The sequence below is a fragment of the Flavobacterium succinicans LMG 10402 genome (assembly GCF_000611675.1).
GTDB classification, from domain to species: domain Bacteria; phylum Bacteroidota; class Bacteroidia; order Flavobacteriales; family Flavobacteriaceae; genus Flavobacterium; species Flavobacterium succinicans.
On sequence record NZ_JATV01000009.1, the window covers coordinates 33,295 to 57,766 of the forward strand.

Genomic DNA, 24,472 nt, shown 5'->3' on the forward strand with positions numbered 1-24,472 from the left:
ATTTATAAGTATAATGAAAAAAGTAAGTATTATTGGTGGAGGAATAATAGGACTATGTTCAGCATATTATTTGGCAAAAGAAGGTTATGAAGTAGCCGTTTTCGACAAATCAGATATGACAGATGGCTGTTCTTATGGCAATGCAGGAATGGTCGTTCCGTCTCATATTATCCCTTTGGCTCAGCCCGGCATGATGGCACAAGGAATAAAATGGATGTTTGACAGTCAAAGTCCATTTTACATTAAACCTAGACTAAGTGCTGATTTGGTACAATGGGGCTTGCAATTTTACAAACATGCCAACAAGCAACATGTAGAAAAAGCTATGCCAGCACTATGCAACTTATCGCTTTTTAGCAAAGAATTGTATCAGGATTTTGTTAAGGAAAATAATTCTTTCTTTTATGAGAAGAAAGGACTTTTAATGCTCTATAAAACCGACAAAACTGCCGAAGAAATTCATCACGAAGGAAAACTAGCGGAATCATTTGGTTTAGAAGTCGATTTTTTGTCAAAAGATGAAGTTGCCAGACTCGAAACTGGAACACGTGCTGACGTAATTGGCGGTGTGCATTATAAAAGTGATGCGCATTTGTATCCTCAAAAATTCATGGAATTTATCAAAGCAGAATTAAACAGATTAAAGGTAAAAATTCATAGTCGTACTTTGGTGCAGGATTTTGTCAAACATGGTCAGTTTATTACCGAAATAATTACCGATGCGGGGGCTTTCAAAACTGACGAAGTAGTCTTAGCAACCGGATCATGGAGTCCTGCTATAGCAAAAAAACTAAACTGCTCGATTTCAATTTTACCCGGAAAAGGCTATAGTTTCACACTACAAGATGTTAAACAAAAACCTACTATTCCTTCCATTCTATGCGAAGGAAAAGTAGCCGTTACTCCAATGAGTACCGATATTCGTTTTGGAGGAACCATGGAAATAACCCATACAAACGACACTCAAATTAACGCCAACAGAGTACAAGGAATCGTAAATAGCATTAACAGTTTTTATCCAGACCTAAAAATAGAAAGGCCAAGTGAAAAAGAAACTTGGTTTGGATTTAGACCCTGCACTCCCTCTGGAATGCCAATTATTGCCAGAGACAAAAAAATAAAAAACTTAACTTTGGCAACCGGACACGGCATGATGGGATTAAGTTTAGCTCCAGCAACGGGCAAGCTAGTTTCAGAAATTATTGCCGAAAAAACCACCACTGTCAATACCGAAATGTTTCAATTTTAACTTTATGAGATACGAATCCATACCTTCTTCTTTATTCATAGAAAATAGAAAACGTTTTTCGGCAAAAATGGATGCAAACAGCCTAGCTATTTTAGTTTCTAATGATGTAATGCCTAATAATGCAGATGATATAATGGGATTTGCCCAGAATAATGATCTATTCTATTTGTCAGGAATTAATCAAGATGAAACCATTTTGGTGCTTTTTCCAGATGCCTATAAAGAAGAAAATCAGATTACATTATTTATCAAAGAAGTAAATGCGCATACAAAACTTTGGGATGGAGATTTCTTAACCAAAGAAGAAGCCAGAGCAATTTCGGGAATAAAAAACATAAAATGGACTCACGAATTTGAAAAAACAGTACAGCTTTTTGCTTTTGAAGCCGATACCTTTTACTTAGGTCATAACGAACATATTAAAAGAGTTACCAATGAAATGATAACGCGTCAGGATCGAATGATTCAATGGTGTAAAGAGAAATATCCGTTGCATAAATACGACAGAGCAGCCAAAATAACACGCGATTTAAGACCGATAAAATCTGAGGAAGAAGTTTCCTTGATAGAAAAAGCAATAGCCATAAGCGTAAAAGGTTTTGAAAGACTTTTGAAAGCTGTAAAACCTAACATAAAAGAGTTTGAATTAGAAGCGGAACTGATCTATGAAATTGTAAAAAATGGAGCTTCACGTCATGCCTTCAGACCAATTATAGCATCCGGTAAAAACGCTTGTGCCTTACATTACAACAGCAATGACGCGATTTGTAAGGAAAATGAAATGATTTTAGTTGATTTTGGAGTTTGTTACGCTAATTACAATTCCGACACCACAAGGTGCGTTCCTGTAAGCGGCAGATTTTCTAAACGTCAGCGAGAAGTATATGCGTCTGTTTTGCATTGTTTAAAGGAAGGTTCAAAGTGGCTGCGTCCTGGTGTACGACATAGTGATTACGAAAAACAAATGGCTGGACTTATCGAACAGGAATTATTAAAATTAAAACTATTGACCCCTGAAGAAATTGCCCATCAGGATCCAGATGCTCCTGCCTATAAAAAATATTTTATGCATGGTACAGCCCATCATTTAGGACTTGATGTTCACGATGTAGGATTGTATTCCCGTACTTTTGAAAAAGGAATGGTTCTTACCTGCGAACCTGGAATTTACATACCCGAAGAAGGAATTGGTTGCCGACTGGAAAATGATTATCTCATTACAGAAGAGGGTAATAGAAACCTTTCAGAAGCACTACCTATAAAGATAGAAGATATCGAAAAATGGATTCAGCATAAATAGCTTGGAATAAAGATTTATTTCATCATCAAAACGAACAGCTACAAGAGTATTTTTTGTAGCTGTTTTTTTTATGTAAGAAATCTAAAAAAGAGAGATTCAAAGTCATAAAATTGGAATACTTTTTTTTATTCAAAAACATGATTTAGAGTAGGTTAGTTTTGTTTCATTTTCACACCTCAATTTATATTTACTTCTTCACATGGAGTAGTAAGCTCTACGATTCTACAAATCATAAAGACAAATAAATACTTGTAAATTTAAATTTCTATGATAAATAATATTCAAAACAAGATAATATAATCTGATTTTATGATAACATATTGGCATAAATAAGGATATAAATGCAAAATATTTGCAGTTCTTAATCATAAAACCAAAATATGAGAATTAACCTTTATTTTAGAAAATTTGCAATACTCTTTTTTGTATTTGCAGCACAACTAATCTTTGCTCAGGAAAGAATAGTTACAGGAATTGTTACCGACGACGCAGGAATCCCGTTGCCCGGTGTGAGTGTGTTAATCAAAGGATCCAAAACAGGAACACAAACAGATTTTAGCGGAGCTTTCTCTATTAACGTAGCTCCTAATCAATTATTGATCCTTAGTTATATAGGTATGAAGCCTCAGGAAGTGACTGCTACTTCTACTAAACTTCATCTTAAAATGTCGGCTGGATCAACTGCACTTCAGGAAATTGTTGTAACCGCATTAGGTCTTAAAAGGGAGAAAAAATCTCTGGGTTATGCTACTCAAGAAGTAAAAGGCGAGGACCTAACCAAGGTGAATACTGGGAATGTCGCAAACTCAATTTCAGGTAAAGTGGCGGGTGTTAATATTAGAAGAAATAATAACATTGGAGGATCTACGAATGTGATCATACGCGGATCGTCATCTTTAACGGGAAACAACCAGGCATTATGGGTGGTAGATGGAGTGCCATTAAATAATGACAATACTAATACAGCAGATCAAAAAAGCGGTGGTAACACTGGAGGATATGATTACGGAAATGCCGCATCAGATATAAATCCGGATGATATCGAATCTATCAATGTTTTGAAAGGTGCAGCTGCATCTGCTCTTTATGGATCTAGAGCTGCAAACGGTGTAATTTTGGTTACTCTTAAAAAAGGAAGTAAATCTAAAGGCGGACTAGGTATTACTTTTACAAGTGGCATAAGTGTTGGGGTTGTGGATAAAAATACCTTACCTCAATATCAAAATGAATACGGAAGCGGTTATGGCGATTTTTATGGCACGGTAAATTTAGGCAGCGGAGAGTATCCTTATGCTGCTACAGATGATGCTTCATGGGGACCAAAATACGACCCCAACATACTGGTTTACAACTGGAATTCATTCTATCCAGAATTGCCTTCATACGGTGTTGCAACACCTTGGACTCCAGTAAAAAAGAATCCAAACAGCTTCTACCAAAAAAGCCTTACGTACATCAGTAATATTACTTTTTCAGGATCAAATGAAAATGGAGATTTTAGATTAGGCTATACCAATTACAATCAGGAACAGGGAATTCTTCCTAATAGCAACAACAAAAAAGATAATTTTAATTTTTCTGCCAGTTACAAACTTAGTCCAAAAACAAAAGTGTCAGCTTCTGCAAATTTTCTGAAAGCATACGCAAAAGGAATGAATGAAACCGGATATGGTGATGGTGGAAACAACTACCTGAGCAGTATAAGACAATGGTATAGTATGAGTGCGGATTTTCAGGATTTGGAAGATGCTTATAATTTAACCAAGAAGAACACTACATGGAGCGTTGGCGGACCAACAGACTTAACAGTTCAGTTTCATGACAATCCATATTTTCAGCGTTACAACAATTACAACTCTTTGAACAGAGATCGTTTCTTTGGAAATTTTGCTTTAAGTACAGATGTAGCAAGCTGGTTAAATATTATAGGAAAAGGATCAGTAGATTACTATAATCAATTACAGGAAGAACGAATCGCTGTCGGTTCAAAAAGAGCAGGCAATATGTTAGGACAATATTCAAGATATGATAAAACATTCAGAGAAATCAATCTTGATATAATGCTGAACTTTAAAACCGATATTACAGAAGACTTAAAATTCTACGGATTGCTTGGAGGGAACACTAGGCGTTCTGATAAAAGCATAGTCTATTCAGTTACAAATGGCGGTTTAATCGTGCCAGGTAAATATATGTTGAGTAATACGATATCACCTATAAACTATCCTTCGGAATATGTTGAAACTATAGGTACAAACAGTGTTTATGCTAATGCGACTTTGAATTACAAAGAAAAGATTTTCCTTGAAGGTTCTTACAGAGTAGATCAGTCTTCTACTCTTCCTAAAAAGAATAATACCTATACTTATCCGTCAATTACCGGAACTTACATTTTTAGCAATGACCTAAAAGCCGATTGGCTGTCATTTGGTAAACTACGCTTAAATTATGCTGAAACAGGTAATGATGCAGAATTTGCGGTAATCGAATCTACTTTTGCTAAAAACAGCAATTTTGGACCTGATGGAATTCGTTTTTCTAATGAAAACAACAAAAGTAATTCGAACTTAAAGAGTGAACTTACAAGAGGTTTAGAAGGGGGTATTGAGCTTAAATTTCTAAAAAATAGAGTAGGATTAGATTTCTCATACTATAAAAGCAATACTACTAACCAGATTTTATCAATCGAAACTCCTGTGCAAACAGGTTATAGCAGATCATGGATCAATGGTGGAAATGTAGAGAACAAAGGATTCGAGGTTGTTTTAAGTGTTATTCCGATTAAAACACAAGATTTTTCATGGGAAGCCAAAATTAACTGGGCAACAAATAAAAATAAGGTAATCGATCTTAATGGTGCTGAGAGACTTTCTATTGGGTCATTTCAGGGTGTAGGGTATATTGCCGAAGTTGGAAAACCAATTGGTCAGCTTATTGGAAGAGGTTATAAGTATTTAGAAGGCGAAAGAGTTGTGAAAAGTAACGGAAGATACGAAGTGGTAGCTGGAGCAACAATTGGAGATGTAAATCCGGACTGGACAGGTGGTATTAATAACATTCTTCGTTACAAAGATTTATCGTTTAATTTTTTAATTGACATCAAAAAAGGAGGTGATGTTTACTCTTTGGACCAGCAATATGGTAAAACCACAGGTATTTATCAAAGCACTGTAGGAATAAACCATTTAGGCAATCCGGTAAGAAATTCAGTTGCAGATGGTGGTGGAATTATTCTTGATGGAGTAATAGCTGATGGTACACGCAATACTAAGGTGATTCCTGCAGATTATAATACGTACAACTCAATGCCTCAAGAAGCTTATGTGTATGATGCGTCCTATGTAAAACTGCGCGAAGTAGGTTTGAGTTATAAATTTCCGTCAAAACTTTTAGCTAACACATTTATCAACAGTATGATTTTTACATTAAACGGAAGTAACTTGTGGATTATTAGTAAAAACCTTCCATATGCTGATCCAGAAGCAGGATCATCATCAGGTAATCTTCAGGGTTTTCAGACAGGAGTATTGCCTACAACAAAAGAGTACAACTTTAACATCAAAGTTCAATTCTAAAAACAAATAAAATGAAAAAATTTAAAACCATACTCCTTGCCGCAACATTATTAATTTCTGTGGTTTCCTGTGAAGATATCGACAAGTTAAACGAAAACACAAAAGCATATACTACCGTTCTTCCGGGAAGTTTAATGACTAGTTCTCAGGTAAATTATGCCTATTTCTTGACCAATGCATCGGTTAATGACAATAATTTCAGAGGTTATGCTCAATACTGGACTACTTCAACTTACACAGATGAAGTAAATTATAATCAGGTTAGACGAAATTTAGGTAACTCTCACTCTGTGATACTTTACAGAGATGTTTTAGAAGATCTTGTGATTGCAAAAAAGAAAATAACTGACGAACAAGCGCTTGGGCCAGTTGAAACGGCTGTAAAGAAAAACAGAATAGCAGTCTTGGAAGTTCAGATTGTAATGGCTTACCAGACATTAGTGGATCTTTTTGGGGATATTGTTTATTCGCAGGCTTTGGATATAGCAAATTACCCGACTCCAAAATATGATGATGCCAAGACGGTTTATCTGGATCTGTCTAATCGTTTGGATGCTGCCATTGCAAATATGGATGGTAATTATGCTAGTTTCGGATCGGCTGATCTGATCTATAAAGGAAATGTAGTGCAATGGAAAAAATTAGCCAATAGTGTGAAGCTAAAATTAGGAATGCATCTTGCTGATGTTGATCCTGCTAAGGCAAAAGCAATAGTTGAATCTGCTTTCAGTTCAGGAATCATTGCTAACAACGGTGATAATGCTTTATTTCAATATTACAAAACAACGGTAGATGAGAATCCATTATATAATAGTTTAGTTAATGAAAGTCAGATTATGCCAACAGAGTTTTTTGTTAATGAATTAAACGGAAAATCAGATCCAAGACGTGATATCTTTTTTAATCCGGCTTCAAAAATTGCTGGCCAATACAAAGGAGCGCCTTATGCGCAGCAGGTTACCTATAAAAACTTTTCGAATATAGGATTGAAATTAAGAGATAGAACAAATCCAGGGGTAATCTTTGATTGTTCAGAGACCAGTTTTTTACTCGCAGATGCAGCTAACAGAGGTTTTAATGTAGGTGGTACAGCAGCTCGATATTATGAAGGAGGTATTCGTTCCAGTATGAGTTATTGGGGAGTTTCAAGTGTAGATGCGGAAGCCTATTTGGCTAGGACGGATGTTGCTTTTGCAACTGCCTCTGGGACAAACAAGCAAAAAATTGCTTATCAGCTTTGGATTGCTTATTACAACCGTGGTTTTGAAGGTTGGACAGAGTACAGAAGATTAGATTATCCAGTTCTGGTTGCTCCAGTAACTGCAGTATCTGAGGCTGAAGGAAAAGTTCCAGTTAGAAATATTTACTCATTATTTGATGCTACTTTAAACAAAGCCAATTACAATGCTGCAGCAACAGCAATTGGTGGTGATAAAATGACAACAAAATTATTTTGGGATAAATTTTAATCCGTAAACATTTTAATAGCTCATTGAATTTAGGCAGATACTCTTAAGGTGTCTGTCTTTTTTTTGTTAAAAGAAGAAAAGTATTGTATTCTTTGGTTTTTGAAATAATAAATACTTGTATAAAAATTAAAATATTATCAAAATAAAAGAAAATAATGTAATTATAAAGTTAATTTTAAGATAACTTACTATCAATATAGAGTAAAATAGTGCAATATTTTAATTCAATATAAAAATACCTTTGGTTTTAACTAACAAATACCTAAAATTATGAAAACAAAGTTATTTTTATTTTTGGCATTCGTCTTTGTCTTAAAAGCGAGTGCCCAGGGGCTTCCCTGTCGGACGACCGAAGAGAACGAAAAAATATATAAAGCAAATCCCCATGCTTTAAAAGAAAAGAAAGATTTTGATGTATTTAGTAAAAACTTCAGTGCCTCAAGAAAATTAAAAACTGGAAAAGCTATCGAAACCTCGTATATTATTCCAGTTGTATTTCATATTTATGGCGACCTTCAAAGTGGGAAAACCATCACTTATCAAAAAATTGTCAACCACCTTCAACAACTTAATGATGATTTTAACGGTCGGAATGCCGATTATCAAACTGTTGATCCCTTTTTTCAAGCTCGAAGAGGAACTTTAAAAGTAGAATTTAAATTGGCTAAAATCGATCAGAATGGCGGATGTACCTCAGGGGTTGTGTTTCATCCTGCCAAAAATGGCTACGGAAATGGTGGCGGTTACGATGATCAAATTGCAGCCGATGCTTGGGACAATACAAAATACATGAATGTTTACATTCAAAACGACTTATATGCTGATGGCACTTTAAACAACTCTGGCGTTGCTTGGTATCCTGATTCAGGAATGACCGCTAGCAATACGGCCAGAGTTGTTTTTAATGGAGCATATTTATATGATAACTCCTATAGTAAAGAATTCTCAGCTACACTTACTCATGAATTCGGTCATTTCATGAATTTAATACACACTTTTGAAGGAGGCTGTACTGGTACTGACGAAGTAGATGATACTCCCTTCGAAGATGGAAAACATACTTTGGCCTGTACGCAAGGAACCAACTGTAACGGTGATAGAGTAAACAACGAAAATTACATGGGATACAATGGTGCTCAGGGTTGTTACAAAATGTACACACAAGGACAAATTGACCGAATGCTAGCGGCACTTGAACATCCTGCAAGAAAATCACTTTGGCAAGCAGCTAATTTAATTGCTACAGGCGTAAACACAACAGGAGGATTACTGGCCGTAAATTCTAGTTTTTTCAAAGAAGCTGTTTCAAATGATGGCGCTTTTGATACCTCATCTATTGTAACTTTAACCGACAAAACATTCGCACTCACTTCTGGAACAATGGTTTCTGGCACACACTTCAGCCATACTTTTCCGGTTGGGATTACTCCTGTGCTGACTGTTAATTCAAATGCTCAGTTAACCATTACCTTAACAGGAAAAGCAACAAGCCACCTCACAACCAACAATACAAAAGGAACCATTACATTTTTGCCTGCAGCTTTTACTGGAGGAACTACTAATCTCACTTGTACGAGTTTAAATTTTGATTTTAAATTTGTTGATCCTTACGGAATTTATTTTGTAGATATGCCAGACGCGACAGCTTCCGCAACGACAACTTGGAAAGCTTTTAAAATAGAAAAAGGAGATGACCCCGCTTTTGGTTCTTGGCGATATGCGGCGAATGCTTTAAAAATAGAAACCTACGCTAAAAAATTGGTTTGTGAAACAGGAACAAGAAACATCTCCTTACTTCCTATAAACTCACCAGTAAATGCTTCAAGCAATTTTACTGCTCCGGGAGCATTTCCAAATCAGTTAGATTTACGTACTGCATCTTATACCAATTGGGATGGAAAAACTGGTTATGTAGGTTTTGATTTTCTTATTGATGGACTTACTTGTTATGGCTGGTTTAAAGTAATGGTTAACGCAAATGGAGATAGTTTTAGTATTACCGAGTATGCTTACAACACGCAACCTGGAGCTCCTATTTATACGGGAATGTCTCCAAAAACTGCTGTAGTAGTTTCTAACAATATCTTGTATGAATCTGATGCCAATGATGGAAGTGTCACTTCAAATTCAGTAATTTCATTATCAACCAATAACGGCACTTTTACAAAAAGCAGCGGGACATTTACTCCAAATACAGATTACACCATTACTGGCGTGCCTGCGGGTTTAACTGCTGTTCTAACGCTTCAAAATAGTTCAAATGTAGCACTTACTTTTACAGGAAAAGCCAGTTCTCATTTACCAGCTAACAATGCCACAGTAATTATAACTTTTAAAGATGCTGCTATAACAGGTGGGATTGCAACACTAGATAATCCAGCAAAAACGATAACAATAAATTTTGATGCACCATACGGAATCTTTTATGTAAACAATCCTGATTATACCGCATCGCCAGCAACTACTTGGCAATATTTTGATTTAGCTATTGGTGACAATACAGAATATGGTGCTTGGCAATATGCTGCTAACGCTCTAAAAATTGAAACCTACGGCAAGCGGCTAGTAACAGAAAACGGAACAAGAAATATTAGCAAAATAGCAGCTGGAACTTCAATTGGGGCTAGCAGTAATTTTACAGCACCAGGAGCTTATCCTAATCAGTTGGATTTGCGTACACCAACTTACACGGCTTGGGATAATCAAACAGCTTACGTAGGTTTTGAATATACAAGCAGAGGCAGAACTTGTTACGGTTGGTTTAAAGTAAAAGTAACTGCCAACGGAGACGGATATTCTGTCTTAGAATTTGCCTATAATACAAAGCCTAATCAAGCAATTATTGCCGGTGCAACTAGCGGAACAACTGTTGCGGCTCCAACAAATTTAGTAGTCACTGCAAATTCGGCTAACCTTCAAGCTGTTTTAACATGGACAGACAATGCAACTAATGAAACCGGATATACCGTGGAAAGAGCTGCTGCAGATGGAGTTTACAGCAGTATTGCAACTTTAGGAGCCAATGTAGTTACTTTTACCAACACAGGATTAACAGCTGGAAACACTTATACTTACAGAGTAAAAGCCATTGCCAACGCAGTTTCTTCTGACTATTCGAATGTGGCAACAGCTGTTTTTACTGCAACTTCGGCTTATTGTACGGCGCAAGGAGCAAATTCTTATGAACATATTAAAAATGTTGTCATCGGAACTTTTACCAATGCTTCTGGAGCTGATGCTACTGGTTATGGAAATTATACTTCTAAAAACATAACACTAACACCTAATGCAAATGTAGCAGTAAGCTTAACTCCCGGATTCTCAAGTTCTAGTTATACTCAATCATGGGGAATTTGGATTGATTACAACAAAAACAGCACTTTTGAAGCATCTGAAAAAGTAATCAACGGACTTTCTTCTAGTGGATCTGTCTCCTCAAATTTTACCGTAGCGAATGCAACGGGAACAACCAGAATGCGTATTGTTATGAAATACAATGCAAATCCAGCCTCAGCTTGTGGAAATATAGGCGATGGTGAAGTTGAAGACTATACCGTAACTTTTGGAAACGCAAATCCAAATCCAGTTACTTTAGCAACGCCAACAAATATTGGCAATTCAGGAATTTACTCCTCAGGATTTTATGCTTCTTGGAAAGAGGTTGCCAATGCAACAAGTTACGAAGTTCAATTGTTTAAAGCCGCAACTGGGTGGGCAACAGCTGGCACATCAAACACCTATTATTTATGGATTCCAAAACAAGGTACTGAAACCGCTTATAGATTTAGAGTAAGAGCTGTAAACGCATCTGGAACTAGCGACTGGAGTAATTATCTAGATATCAACCTTACAGCTGCACTTGCTGGACCTGAAGCCGATGATATCCTTACAGGTAAAAAATCATTTACAATGTATCCAAATCCAGCAACAGCATTGGTGAATTTTACTTTTGAAAATGTTAATGTTGCAAATGCTGTGATTACAATCTACAACAATAGCGGAGACCTAATCGATACCGTTCGCAATACATCAACTTATACTTTCAAAAATTTACCAATGGGACTTTATCATGTAATTCTTACAGATGGTACTTTTAGACAAAGTAAAAAACTTTTTATAAAATAAGAGAATAATGCATCCCTAAAAAAAAACCGCTGGAAGAATCTTTTCAGCGGTTTTATCATTTAATAAAAGGAATTGATACGGATTAATTCTAATGCTATATCAATATCCAAAAGGATTTTCAACACTTTGCATTGGCGTAGTAAACCATTTAGGTCCATTGGCAGTCATATAAAAATGATCCTCATGACGAATACCAAATTTCCCCGGAATACAAATCATAGGTTCATTACTCACAACCATTCCTTCGCGAAGTTCAATTTCGCTTCCTCTTACCAAATACGGATACTCATGAATATCGAGTCCCGTGCCGTGTCCTACTCTGTGGGGTAATCCGGGTAGTTCATAATCAGCACTCAAACCTGCTTTTGCTAGTGTTTTTCTAGCAGCATCATCAACAGATCCACAAGTAGCTCCTATTTTCGCTGCTTCAAAAGCGGCAAACTGAGTGGCTTGTTCAAGATTCCAAATTCTTTTATACTCTTCGGATGGTATTCCATAGGTATAAGATCTCGTAATGTCAGAAAGATAACCTTCTAGTCTACAACCAGTATCAATAATTACCGCTTCGTTTTCTTTTAAATCCTGAGGAACTGAAACACCATGCGGGTATTGGGTGTCATCCCCAAATAAAACAATACAAAAATAAGAACCTGAAGCAACACCCGCTTTTATATGTGCTTCCTGTATAAATGAGGTTACTTCGGCAACGGTTATTCCGGGTCTGAGTATTTTTGCAGCTGCGCGTTGAACAACCATTGTAATTTCTTTGGCCTTTTGAATAATGGCGATTTCATTTACTGATTTTTGCATACGGCAACCCGAGCTAATTGGAAGCCCATTTACAAACGTATATAACTGATTTGCTTTTGCGACACCATCTACCAAAAAATAGGGAGCAGATTCATCAATCGCAATCTCTCCGTTTAGAATATTTTTATTCTTTAGCAATTCTCCCATTAAAACATAAGGAGATTCATGTTCTTCCCAGCAATTAATTGTTGCGTTTAATTGCATGTACTTCATAAAAGTGCCTTCTTCAAATTTAGGTACGATATAATCTAGCTTTCCATCATCATACAATAAAGCTCCAACCATTCTTTCAGATGGATTCCATTGGGTACCCGTGAAATAATAAAGATTGGTTCCTGCATTAATATACAAGGCTTTGATCTTACTTTCTTGTATTAAAGCTGTTGCCTTTTTTAATCGCTCTACATATTCTTCTGGCTGAATTGGTTTTACACCCAGGGTCATATCCTTAATTTTTTCTAACTCAATGGCAGCGGTTGAGCCTCCTATTCCAATTGTCATTTTTATTTTATTTTAAATTGATTCGATGATCTTCTACTCATACAATCTTCCTGAGAAGATTTTTGAATTTATGTACTAAAGTGTTATTCCGACTGAGGTAATATACGTTTTAAAGATTATTTTTCTTTGTAAACTCCTCATAAAAATATCCGGCCGCTATAAGATCTTCCATGGCATGTCCAACGGATTTAAAAAAGGTGATTTCTTCATCAGAGGTTCTTCCCGCTTTCTTAGTACTGCATAACTCAAATAAATCTGCTTTAATATCGTCTCTAGAAAGGACTCCATTAGTTAACGGAATTAATATGTCACCACTTTCTTTTAATCCACCCTGATAAGTATCTAAAAACACTGATGATTTTAATACAGCTTCATCATCTGCCTCACGCATATCTTTTTTGTAAGCGCCAACCAAATCTAAATGCTGTCCTGGTTTAAGCCATTTGCCAAACACAAGAGGGACGGGTGACAAGGTTGCTGAAGAAATAATAGCTACTTCGCCTATAATCTCCTCTATGCTTGAAACGGCTGTACAGCTATATGCCGCATGATGAAGTTTGTCACACACCGCTTGTGCTTTTTCTAGTGTTCTTCCCCAAACATAGACTCGTTCTATAGGTCTTACGCTGGCGTGTGCTTCAATCAAATTTACGGCAAGGGCTCCAGTTCCTATCATTAACAGCGAAGAAGCATTAGTACGCGAAAGGTAACTACTAGCCAATGCAGAGGTAGCCGCAGTTCTTTTTCCAGTTAAAGATTTTGCATCAAGTATCGCTTTTACGTTTCCTTTATGTCCATCGAGATACAGATAAGTTCCTTGTATAGAAGGCAAATCGTACTTGCCATTGTTAGGACTAACCGTAACAATTTTTACACCTAAATCTTTACCCGATTCAAAAGCGGGCATTAATAACAAGGTTGAATCTTTGTCTTCTTCAGGATTTGGATAATCATGATGATGGCGCAAAGGCACTTGAATGGACGAAGTAGAAAATCCTTGGCGCAGTCTTTCAATAAGTTCATTGAAGTTGCAGCTTGCTTCGATGAAACTATCTGATAGTAGTTGAATACCTTCCATAAGTTGTATTTGAAATTTCAATAAAAATAGAAGATTAATTTATGATAACACTATTTCATCAAAAATTAGATAACTTAGAACAATTTAAGGTTAATATAGTACAAATTGATTATGCAGTAAGGACATATTTTTATAAAAAATCAATTTATAAAATAATGAAAAAATTACAACACCTTGTAATACTCCTGACCACATCGTTGCTATTTTTAACCAGTTTTGCACAAACGCAAACTGCAAATAAGAGTAGTCTGGAAATTAAATTAATACAATTGTTTCCAGGCGCAGAAGTTAACAAAATCAAAGACTTTGAGAATTTTTCAGAGTCTTATGAATTAGTTCTAAATGAACCTTTGGATCACAAGAATCCTAAAAAAGGAACTTTTAAGCATTATATCTATTTATCGCATCTTGATTTCAAAAAGCCAATGATTATTGAAACAGAAGGATATGCTGCTCGATATAGAAAAACAGAATTAAGCAGTTTGTTAAACGCCAATCAGCTTATTGTTGAATATCGTTTTTATGGAAAATCAAGACCTAACCCAATTCAATGGCAGTATCTTACAAACGATCAAGCGATTGCCGATTACCATACTATTGTCACAAAACTAAAACAATTGTATACCGGAAAATGGGTCTCAACAGGAATTAGCAAAGGTGGAGAAACCACCTTAATTTATAAATCGAAATATCCAAATGATATAGATGTTGCCGTTCCCTATGTGGCTCCGTTGATAAATACCCAAGAAGATCCACGAATTGAACAGCATTTAGCCACTATAGGAACATCCGAATGCCGAAAAAAAATAACAGCCTTTCAGCGTAGCTTACTGCAAAACAGAGCAAGTCTAATCAATGAAATTCAAGCGTATGCGGAAAAGGAAAAAATGACATTTACAGCCGTTTCTTTGGATGAAGCATTAGAGTATAGTGCTCTCGAATTTCCTTTTTCTTTTTGGCAATGGGGCGGCAAATGCGAAGAAATTCCAAACAGTACAGCATCCTCAAAAGAACTTTTTGAGTATATGAATAAAATTGTAGGCATTGGGTCTTATAATGATCAAAGCTACTACGACCTTTTACCCTCATTTTATCAACACATGAGTGAATTAGGCTATTACGGTTATGATTTTACTCCTGTAAAAGATTTGTTAACCACAGTAAAAAGTACTTCAAATAATCGATTTGCTCCAAAAGATGTCGCAATACAATATAACCCAAACTACATCAAAAGCGTTAGAGCTTACGTTGAGAATAAAGGCTCAAAAATACTGTACATTTACGGAGGTTATGATACATGGGTAGCTTGTTCTCCCACTCCAAAATCAAATCTTGATGCCTTAAAAATGGTCTTGCCAGAAGGTAGTCACGCAACGAGGATAAAAAACTTTCCGAAAGAGGAACAAGAAAAAGCAATACAACTTCTTAAAAAATGGCTGCTTGCAAATTAATTTTTTGAAATAGTAAACTATAAAGCGAATCTTTTTAATTCTTTTGCAAATGATGGAAAAGGTATGCTTACAATCTTATTTCAAAACTAAAAACACTTTCAAAACAAAATAAAATGAACAAAAAGAAAATCCTTTTTATTCTTGTATCTATTGGTATAGTCCAATACGGATGGACTCAAAAGCACTTTCCCAATTTAGCAGCGGCCAAAAACAATATCGATTACAAAGGCAACCCTAAAAATGCTACGGATAGAAAACCATTAGCTTTTTCGGACAAAGGCGCTTGGTTTGCCTTTGGATTCTTGGACGCTTCCGGAATTCAAGCGGGATTTTCGGGTCCATTTTTAATGACAGAGCAAAACGGTGTTTGGCTAAGCCCTTCTTTTGTTGCCCTTCAACTTCAGGATGAAAACAAACAAGAGGTCATTCACTGGAAAAGCGCATTGGTGCAACAAAACAGTTACAACAGTCATTTAGAGCAAGAATTTAAAAGCGAAAAAATAAGGATCAAACAAGAATTAGTTTTTTTATCAGGGCATTCGGCATTGCAAAAAACTAGCATTACCAATACCTCGTCAAAAACAATAACACTTTTTCCTTCTTATAGCTCGACAACTTTTTTAACCGATGTACAAGTATCCAACGAAAATAAAATCCTAAAAATCGTTTCTCCAAAAAGTACTGCTATAGGTTACATACAATTTCTGAACACTACTCCTGAAATTCAAATTACCCAACAGGGATACCAAGTTCAAACAGCAAAATTGGTTGTAAAACCAAAGGAAACTAAAGAAATTGTGGTTTCTCAAACTTATATTTTTCCGCAGTATTCTTGGGAAAATGAAAAAGAAGTAATCTCAAAAACGGCATTTTCTACGCTGCTCAACAATACACAAAAAGAAAAAGAAAATCAACTATCCCATTTGATTTCCAAAAAGAAGAAAATATACAACGACATACTTTATTCTAATCTGATTGCCAAACTTGTCCTTACATTACAAAACAATACGAGAATCCCAGCAGAAGGATTAAAACACGGGGGACTTTTTCCTAGTTACAACTACGAATGGTTTCATGGATTTTGGGCATGGGACAGCTGGAAACATGCTGTAGCTATCGCCAATTACGACACTGAATTGGCAAAAAATCAAATGCGTGCTTTATTCGATTATCAGGAACCCAATGGATTTATACCCGATTGTATTTACAGAAATAATCTTATTGAAGAAAACAATTACCGAAACACCAAAGCACCGCTAGCAGCTTGGGCAATTTGGAAAATTTATGAAAAAACAAAAGAGATTAATTTTATACAAGAATTTTACCCAAAACTAAAATTATATCACAATTGGTGGTACAACGAACGCGACCATGATAAGGATGGTTTATGCGAATATGGATCTACAGACGGAACTTTACTTGCCGCAAAATGGGAAAGCGGAATGGACAATGCCGTTCGATTTGATGATGGTAAACTCCTGAAAAATGGAGAAAAAGCCTATTCATTAGATCAAGAAAGTGTCGATTTGAATGCATTTTTATATGCCGAAAAAAACTATCTATTTAAAATGGCAAAAGTGTTAAATCTTACAACAGAAGCCACCAAATGGCAAGAAGAAAGTGTTGCATTAAAAGTTACTATTCAAAATCAATTTTGGGATGCTGCAACAAGCTGGTTTTATGATACTACGATAGATGGCAAAACACTCATAAAAGCAATGGGTTGCGAAGGATATATACCCATTTGGGCTGAAGCCGCTTCGGCTGAACAAACTAAAACAGCAAAGGAAAATATGCTCGACACAAAGTCCTTAAACACATTTGTCCCTTTACCAACACTGGCCGCAAATCATCCGAAATTCAAACCCGATAATGGATACTGGAGAGGTCCGGTATGGATTGATCAAAGTTATTTTGGCATCAACGGATTAGAAAAATACGGATACCAAAATGAAGCAAATCAACTGACAAACAAACTAATTCATAACTCCGAAGGAGTTTTAGACAAAGGCAAAACCATTAGAGAAAATTATCAGCCCCTTACAGGAAAAGGTTTGGAAGCCTATAATTTTAGCTGGTCAGCAGCGCATTATTTAATGCTACTTTTAGAAGATGAATAGTGAATCAATGAAAAAAGTAATTTATTTGCTACACTTATTAATTGAACTTACATAATGTTAATATTGAAGAACAACAAGAAATCGTTTCTCGCGTAGAAAGTTTGTTTGCCAAAGCCGATGTGATTGAGAAGAAATACCAATCAGTAAGGGAAAAAATAGACAATTTACCCCAAGCCTTGTTGCACAAAGCGTTCAAAAGGTGAGCTTACAGAGCAGTTCGAGAGTGATGGGGATGCGCGAGAGTTGTTGCAACAAATGCAGGTGTTGAAAAACAGTGGGGTAAAACCTAAAAAAGTCGCATCTAAAAAAGTGAAGAAGTATCCAGAAAACGAAGCTATTTTGGGGATGATTTCGGAGGATGGAGAAAATTATAAAATGTAAAATATGGAAATACTAAATAGAAGTGCTATTACCATTACGCCCAAACAACCTTTTGTTGATTGGGCGAATGCGCTTTCCTCAGAATTTCCAATGGAAATAAGTGTGATAGGAGAATCCCACACCTATCTCACCAATCCTGACTTTGACGATGCCCAAAAACACATAAAAAAATATTTCAAGCAAATTTTTGAAGAAGAACTCGAAGGCATTTGGACAGTCGAACAGGATTGGCCACAAAAAAGAGATTTCGAAGCTTTTTGAGCATGGTTCAGCTATGAAATCAGTGATTGGGTACACGATTTAAGTACAAAACCACTATTTGACGAATTTTGATTTTACTTCCCGATACAGAAATTAGCAAATATATTCCCCAACAATTCGTCATTCGTAACTTGTCCTGTAATCAATCCGAATTGGTACAAGGCTTCCCGAATATCTAATGCCATTAAATCACTGGACAGATTGGTTTCTAGTCCAAACTTCACTTTTTGAATTTCTTCTAGGGCTTTCAATAAAGAATCGTAATGTCTTGTATTGGTTACAATCGTTTCGTTGTTGCGAAGCGCGCCAGTGTTGACGAAGGAAAGCAATTGATTCTTCAAATCCTCGATGCCTTCTTTGTTTTTGGCGGAAATTTTTAAAAGTTTAAGGTTTAAAGTTTCAAGTTGGTTGTTGATACTTACCATTTCATTTTCAGCTAACAAATCAATTTTATTTACGACAACAAGAATTGGTTTTAATGGATATTTGTTTTTTACTTTTTCAATTTCGGTGATATAGTCAAAACCTGAAACTTTGAACTTTAAACCATCAAACAAAAAGATAACGACCTGCGCTTGTTCAATTTTTTCAAACGTCTTTTGGATACCAATGCTTTCTACATAATCTTTGGTCTCGCGGATACCAGCGGTATCAATAAATCGGAAACCTATACCGCCAATCACCAATTCGTCTTCAATCGTATCACGCGTAGTACCCGCAATTTCCGAAACGATAGCGCGTTCTTCGTTGAGTAAAGCATTCAATAAGGTGGATTTCCCCACATTGGGTTCGCCTACAATAGCTACTGGAATTCCGTTTTTGATTACATTGCCCACTGCGAAAGAATCAATCAAACGCTTTAATACAAACTCAATTCGGTTAATCAACTCGTGAAATTGAGTTCTATCGGCAAATTCGACATCTTCTTCGGCAAAATCCAATTCAAGTTCGATAAGGGAAGCAAAATTCAAGAGTTCTTCACGTAGTTTGGCAATCTCGTTCGAAAAACCACCTCGCATTTGCTGCATGGCAATTTGGTGACTCGCTTCGTTGTCTGACGAAATCAAATCAGCAACAGCTTCAGCTTGGGATAAATCCAATTTTCCATTCAAAAAGGCTCTTAGCGTAAATTCACCAGCATCGGCCATTCTACAGCCTTTACGCAACAACAATTGAATAATTTGTTGTTGAATATAAGTAGAACCGTGACAGGAAATCTCAATTGTATTTTCTCCAGTATAAGAATTTGGACCTTTAAAAATCGAAACCAATACCTGATCCAAGGTTTTTTCACCATCAACGATATGTCCCAAATGCAAAGTATGCGTTTTTTGGGTAGTCAAGTCTTTGTTTTTAATGGAACGAAAAACAGAATGACCAATTTGAATGGCATCTTGACCAGAAATACGAATGATGGCAATGGCTCCAGCACCCGAAGCGGTGGCTAAAGCAACTATAGAATCGTTTGGAATCATGTGGAATGTCTATTTGTATGCAAAAGTAAGTAAAAGTATTGGCTTTGCAATTGTTGAGAGCAAGGGGCTGTGCTATTAAGTAAAAGTTGGAGAGTTTAAAGTCAAGTATATTATAGTTAAAAATATGGTAAACTGATAATTATCAGTCAACATAGAAGAAACATTTCTTAATTTTAAGAACCATTAAAACCAATCCTTTAAACTTTTTAATCATGAAAAGAATTTTATTTCCAACCGATTTCTCAGATGTTGCTACGAATGCTTTTGTGCATGCCTTACATTTGGCCGATGTTGTTGAAGCGGAATTGATTTTATTGCACACGTTTCAGCTTCCAATTATCGACAGTCAGTTTACGCCTGACAATTATTATATGATTTATGAGTCATTGCAATTGGCAGAATTTGATGCGTTCAAAGACGAAATTCCCAAACTGAGAGCCATTGCCGAAAAAGAAAGGATGGAGCATATAAAAATTACCCATCGATTAATGGATGGTGACTTGGTAACTACCATTCGTGAAGCGATCAAGGAAGAAAACATCAATTTTGTAGTCATGGGAACAGCGGGCGCTACAGGCTGGGAAACCTTCTTTGTGGGTACCAATACAGGTTCCGTACTTTCTGCAGTTACTGTTCCTGTGTTGAGCGTTCCGATCAATGCTAAGTATCAAAAAATTAACACCATTGGTTTTACCACCAAGTTTAAAGAAAAAGATAAAAAAGCCCTAGAATTGGTTTGTGCTGTAGCCCAAAAAACAAAAGCCCAAGTGAAATGTTTGTACGTAAAAACAAGCCAATCTAATGTGAAACCTGAAACCATCAAAGAGTGGGAAACTCATTTTGCCCAATATCCGGTTCAGTTTACCATTCTTCCACTTGAAGATGTACAAGGCACGATCCTAGATTTTGTATCGCAAAAAAGCATTGATGTTTTGGCGATGGTCACTTACAAGCGTAACTTTTTTGTCGAATTGTTTAGCCCAAGTCTGACCCGAAAATTTTCAGATTATTCCGAAATACCTATTTTAGCGCTTCAAAGTGATACTATTGTAGAGTAGTATTGTCAGAAAAAAAATCTAGTAGTTTTCGTTTAAGTAGCAAGAACTTTATATTGTCATAATTATTTAAAAGAGTTTTTGCTACGCCACGAATTAATCTGTGCTAAGCTATGAAAGCTGTGGCAAAGAAATTTATAGCTTTAAAACACGACATCAAATTTTTACCATTACTTAGATGCTAAGCGTGTGTAACTAAAAGAAAAGATGTCGTACAATTTTATAATTTTGCACCCTATTTTAGGAGCAGAATTTTAATATAAAAACACAATGAAAGCAACAATTTCTTCTAGCACTCAAATTCAAGTAGTGTCCAACTTTACTGAGCTGATACACACTGATTTTAAGGGCGAAAAGAATGCTTTGTGCTGGCATAGAACATTGGAAGGCGATTTTGCAGCAATTGTAGCTCAACTGCAACTTAAAGAAGATATAACAGAAATTTCCCCTGAGGACTTATTAGCGCTTCAGTTATCAGAAGAGGGACAAAAGGCAAGAGAAATTATCTTAAACGATTTACGATTATTGACTGATTTTGGGGCTTCTCCCTCTCTAAATTTATTGAAATGCTATGGCCGAGATGATGAATTTGATTTTATCTCTACGGATGTGTATTCGTATCATGTAGATCGTTCACCCATTGCAACAGATACTTTTTTATGTACGTATCACGGAGCGGCTAGTGATATTATTCCAAATGAACAAGCGGAACAAAAAATTCTAATTCCAGAAATAAGAAGCAAACTTGAAGCTTTACACGAAGGGCCATCCAATGAATTTGATGACTTTTTAAAAGAAAATTATTTTGACTTGCATTATCAAGCCAAGCCTCATGCTGAGCCGACTAATTTAGGGATTGGTCATCTTTGGCGCCTAGCGGTCGATCATCCTGAACAAAAGGTACTGCCTTGCATTCACAGAGCGCCAAAAGAAAATGATGGAGAATATCGTTTGTTGTTGATTTGTTGATCAAAAGGAGTGTTAAGATTCCAAATTACTGTTTAAAATGTAATTGATTCGTTTCTATTTATGCGAATTCTATTTTCAGTAGTATTCAAAATAGGACAGCTCACGAGTTTTCTGAGCAAGGGGAATAAAGATTGATTTTGAAATAGTTTTGCTAGGTTTTGAATGGGTATTTTAGTTTTCATCTAGAGAAAATGCCATCCATACCGGAATATGGTCCGAAATTTTTCTGGCTTCTTGTAAGGAACTAAACGCTTTATAAAAATGGATTACTCCACCTTCGATTTTTTTGACTTTTTTATGGTAAAATAGGTTGTCAAATTCAGAGGCCAATGCTGCTCCGTTCTTACTGTTTCTCTTTAAGGAGGTTTTTTGTCCTTTCAAAGCGGAGTCATAGCCCATTTTCTTCAAAGGAGTAAAAACAGTATGCGATTGAGGACAGTTGAAATCACCCAAAAACAAGAGGTTCAATTGTGGGTATTGAGCAGGTAACAACTTAAAATATTTGATTTCCTTTTCGGGTTGTTTGCTTTTGGTAATGGCGTGAAAGTTCACGAGCGTAACTTCTTTTTGGTTGACGATAAAAGTAGCCAAATACGGTTCACGGTCAATTTCGAGTTGGAATTTCGACTCCAACCACGCTTTTCCTTTCAGGCGAGCGCGATTCGTTTTCCATAAATAAGCATAGCGCTCCGTTTTGTAGGCACTGCTGCTGGTGGGATTGCTGATAGCATAATCCCATTTCGCTCCTTTTCGGTTCAATTCGTCTGCTAATTTAGCCACAGTTTGCGCACCTCCATCACCAGCTACGACTTCTTGCAGCGCTACGATATCGTAGTCCTTTAGGGTATTGGCAATAAACTCCAGTTCAAGATTCGATTTAGAACGGCCTAAGTTTTCGATATTCCAAGACAAAAGCCGAGTTTGAGCATAAAAGGAAGTACATAAAAGGAAAAGAAACAGGCTGTAGGTCTTGTTCATGAATGGGGGAATTTGGTCGCCAAAGATAAAGATTGTAAAAGAAACATCAGTCTTCCCAGCCACAGAGCGAAAGACCAAAATTCTTTACTAATCATTAATGGACTCTCAACTCATAATAACGGCCTTGTTGGTCTTTCCCTTTTAGCACGCCATAAGCTACCCATTCTACCACCACGGCAAGAGTATCTTGGTTGTTGTCGATAAGAATTCCAGCGCCATATTTTCCTTTGATGTTGATCAAACCGTTGATGGAATCTTTGGCCTCATTACGCCCGTATACTTGGTATTGGTACTCATAATGCCCAGAAGTTCCTGTGCGGTATTCGTAGTCATATACCGTGTCCCGATGGTATGTTTTTGCTTCCTCTGGCATAAGGGTTTTGACGTCATCTGGAGTGATTTTCTCTTGATAGAAAGATTGGGCTTTAGGCTGTGTGGGCTCTTTTTTGCAGGACAGCATACACCCAAGGAAAAGCAACAAAAGAAGGAAGGATCGGCTCATAGCTTTTTATTTCAAAAGTAGAAGCCTTGTAGTCGAGTTCCTTACGGGAAACCGTAAAGAGAATAAAAAAACACCTTTTAGAAGGTGTTTGAATGGAAAGATTTTAAAAATTTGATATACTTAAAAAAAAATTAAATTGAACTTGATACGCTATTCCTTTTTATAGTTTGTTATGCGTTTGTTTTTTTTAGTAATGATATATTTTCCTGTTTTCACCTAATTCTGTGTGTATAAAATGCTTTAATCTATAAAATTCTGGACCACCTTTATATTCTATAAAACTTTTGGTGTAATTAGGAATAATTACCTCAATTAAGGTCAAATGTTCTAGTTTAGGGTCTTTTCTATATGGATTTCTAAAACTAACTATAAATGATTTCTCAAACTGCCAAGACTCCTTGTTTAATTTAGGTTTGTCTAATTTAGGATTATGTTTAAAAAATAAATTACTAAAAAAAACAATATCTACTAAATCAAATTCATTATGTTCAATGATTGGGTTTTCTGTAAAAAAACCATTTTTTGCATATAAATAATGATATTGTTTTTGAATGTCATCTGAATCGTTACAACAAATAATTAGCACATTACAAAATTGGTTATTATTATTTTTTGGTAATTTAGATTGAGCTGATGTTAAATGAGATTTTAAATTATTGTCATATCTTTTTTCTGATCCAATATTTGGTATTAGTGTTTTAAAAAAATTATGCAATTCAGTATAATTTTCTAAACGACCGATTGTTTGAAGTTTTAAATTGTCATTATTTTCCCAATCATTATTAATATAAGAAGTTGCTTTTACTTCTATATTGAATGTTAAGTTATTTATTTTAAATTGACACTCAACATCAGTATTATTTTCTGCAATTAAATTTGGTTCATATTTGAAGTTTTCAGGGTAATTATCAGCAAAATACCTAACAACAGTAAACTCAACCGCAGTTTGAATATATTGATTCAACTGGTCATTAGAAATATCATTCTGTTTCAAGAATAATTTATCTTTCAGTTTTTTTAATTTTTTATTAGAATCCAGAAAAGCTGTAAAACTTTTTATCACTTCTTGAAATTCTAATCCATATTCATTATTCCACATTTTATTCAATATGTGATTTTCAGATTTCGGTTTAAAATTTTCTAGATTAATACTCATAATAGTTTACTGTTCAA

General features: G+C 35.8%; 17 protein-coding genes. 11 read left to right on the top strand and 6 right to left on the bottom strand.

Going from position 1 to position 24,472, the window contains the following annotated elements; all coding sequences use genetic code 11:
- Nucleotides 1-13: 13 nt before the first annotated feature.
- From AO58_RS0110300 to AO58_RS17625, 5 genes are all read left to right on the top strand, one after another.
- Complete coding sequence (locus tag AO58_RS0110300) at nt 14-1,249, top strand: NAD(P)/FAD-dependent oxidoreductase (RefSeq protein WP_024981631.1); 1,236 nt, start codon at nt 14-16, stop codon at nt 1,247-1,249.
- A gap of 4 nt (nt 1,250-1,253) precedes the next feature.
- Complete coding sequence (locus tag AO58_RS0110305; protein WP_024981632.1) at nt 1,254-2,549, top strand: aminopeptidase P family protein; 1,296 nt, start codon at nt 1,254-1,256, stop codon at nt 2,547-2,549.
- A 380-nt stretch (nt 2,550-2,929) separates the two neighbouring features.
- Nucleotides 2,930-6,124 carry a SusC/RagA family TonB-linked outer membrane protein gene (locus tag AO58_RS0110310; RefSeq protein ID WP_024981633.1) on the top strand — a complete coding sequence of 1,065 codons (3,195 nt, stop codon included), beginning with the start codon at nt 2,930-2,932 and terminating at the stop codon, nt 6,122-6,124.
- 11 nt (nt 6,125-6,135) lie between these two features.
- Nucleotides 6,136-7,593, top strand: a complete 1,458-nt coding sequence (locus AO58_RS0110315; RefSeq protein ID WP_024981634.1) for a SusD/RagB family nutrient-binding outer membrane lipoprotein — start codon at nt 6,136-6,138, stop codon at nt 7,591-7,593.
- Nucleotides 7,594-7,863: 270 nt separating this feature from the next.
- Entirely contained in the window at nt 7,864-11,718 is a 3,855-nt protein-coding gene (locus tag AO58_RS17625; RefSeq protein ID WP_024981635.1) for a M43 family zinc metalloprotease, read from the top strand.
- A gap of 99 nt (nt 11,719-11,817) precedes the next feature.
- On the opposite strand, the gene AO58_RS0110325 is transcribed toward AO58_RS17625, so the two are convergent.
- Nucleotides 11,818-13,029, bottom strand: coding sequence for a M24 family metallopeptidase (locus AO58_RS0110325; RefSeq protein ID WP_024981636.1), 1,212 nt, complete (start codon nt 13,027-13,029; stop codon nt 11,818-11,820).
- A gap of 109 nt (nt 13,030-13,138) precedes the next feature.
- On the bottom strand, nt 13,139-14,107 hold the full coding sequence (gene lhpI, locus AO58_RS0110330) for a bifunctional Delta(1)-pyrroline-2-carboxylate/Delta(1)-piperideine-2-carboxylate reductase (protein ID WP_024981637.1): 969 nt from the start codon (nt 14,105-14,107) through the stop codon (nt 13,139-13,141).
- A 155-nt stretch (nt 14,108-14,262) separates the two neighbouring features.
- Here lhpI and AO58_RS0110335 point away from each other — a divergent pair, with 155 nt between their 5' ends.
- The 4 genes from AO58_RS0110335 to AO58_RS0110355 all read left to right on the top strand — a co-directional run bounded on the left by AO58_RS0110335 (nt 14,263) and on the right by AO58_RS0110355 (nt 18,320).
- Complete coding sequence (locus tag AO58_RS0110335) at nt 14,263-15,558, top strand: S28 family serine protease (protein WP_035717681.1); 1,296 nt, start codon at nt 14,263-14,265, stop codon at nt 15,556-15,558.
- Nucleotides 15,559-15,671: 113 nt separating this feature from the next.
- Nucleotides 15,672-17,678: an MGH1-like glycoside hydrolase domain-containing protein gene (locus AO58_RS0110340; protein ID WP_024981639.1), complete on the top strand. Its 2,007-nt coding sequence runs from the start codon at nt 15,672-15,674 to the stop codon at nt 17,676-17,678.
- Between the two features lie 41 nt (nt 17,679-17,719).
- Complete coding sequence (locus tag AO58_RS17990; RefSeq protein ID WP_155959414.1) at nt 17,720-17,881, top strand: hypothetical protein; 162 nt, start codon at nt 17,720-17,722, stop codon at nt 17,879-17,881.
- Nucleotides 17,882-18,062: 181 nt separating this feature from the next.
- Nucleotides 18,063-18,320: a hypothetical protein gene (locus tag AO58_RS0110355; protein ID WP_024981640.1), complete on the top strand. Its 258-nt coding sequence runs from the start codon at nt 18,063-18,065 to the stop codon at nt 18,318-18,320.
- Nucleotides 18,321-18,394: 74 nt separating this feature from the next.
- Here AO58_RS0110355 and mnmE read toward each other — a convergent pair whose 3' ends face one another.
- Nucleotides 18,395-19,795: a tRNA uridine-5-carboxymethylaminomethyl(34) synthesis GTPase MnmE gene (gene mnmE, locus AO58_RS0110360; protein ID WP_024981641.1), complete on the bottom strand. Its 1,401-nt coding sequence runs from the start codon at nt 19,793-19,795 to the stop codon at nt 18,395-18,397.
- 212 nt (nt 19,796-20,007) lie between these two features.
- Here mnmE and AO58_RS0110365 point away from each other — a divergent pair, with 212 nt between their 5' ends.
- Nucleotides 20,008-20,853, top strand: coding sequence for a universal stress protein (locus AO58_RS0110365; RefSeq protein ID WP_024981642.1), 846 nt, complete (start codon nt 20,008-20,010; stop codon nt 20,851-20,853).
- Between the two features lie 267 nt (nt 20,854-21,120).
- Nucleotides 21,121-21,819: a hypothetical protein gene (locus AO58_RS0110370; RefSeq protein WP_024981643.1), complete on the top strand. Its 699-nt coding sequence runs from the start codon at nt 21,121-21,123 to the stop codon at nt 21,817-21,819.
- Between the two features lie 171 nt (nt 21,820-21,990).
- On the opposite strand, the gene AO58_RS0110375 is transcribed toward AO58_RS0110370, so the two are convergent.
- The 3 genes from AO58_RS0110375 to AO58_RS0110385 form a co-directional block, all read right to left on the bottom strand.
- The gene (locus AO58_RS0110375) at nt 21,991-22,797 is read right to left on the bottom strand and encodes an endonuclease/exonuclease/phosphatase family protein (protein WP_024981644.1); all 807 of its coding nucleotides are present in this window, start codon (nt 22,795-22,797) and stop codon (nt 21,991-21,993) included.
- A gap of 94 nt (nt 22,798-22,891) precedes the next feature.
- On the bottom strand, nt 22,892-23,299 hold the full coding sequence (locus AO58_RS0110380; protein ID WP_035717655.1) for a hypothetical protein: 408 nt from the start codon (nt 23,297-23,299) through the stop codon (nt 22,892-22,894).
- A 187-nt stretch (nt 23,300-23,486) separates the two neighbouring features.
- On the bottom strand, nt 23,487-24,455 hold the full coding sequence (locus AO58_RS0110385) for a hypothetical protein (protein WP_024981646.1): 969 nt from the start codon (nt 24,453-24,455) through the stop codon (nt 23,487-23,489).
- Between the last annotated feature and the right edge of the window lie 17 nt (nt 24,456-24,472).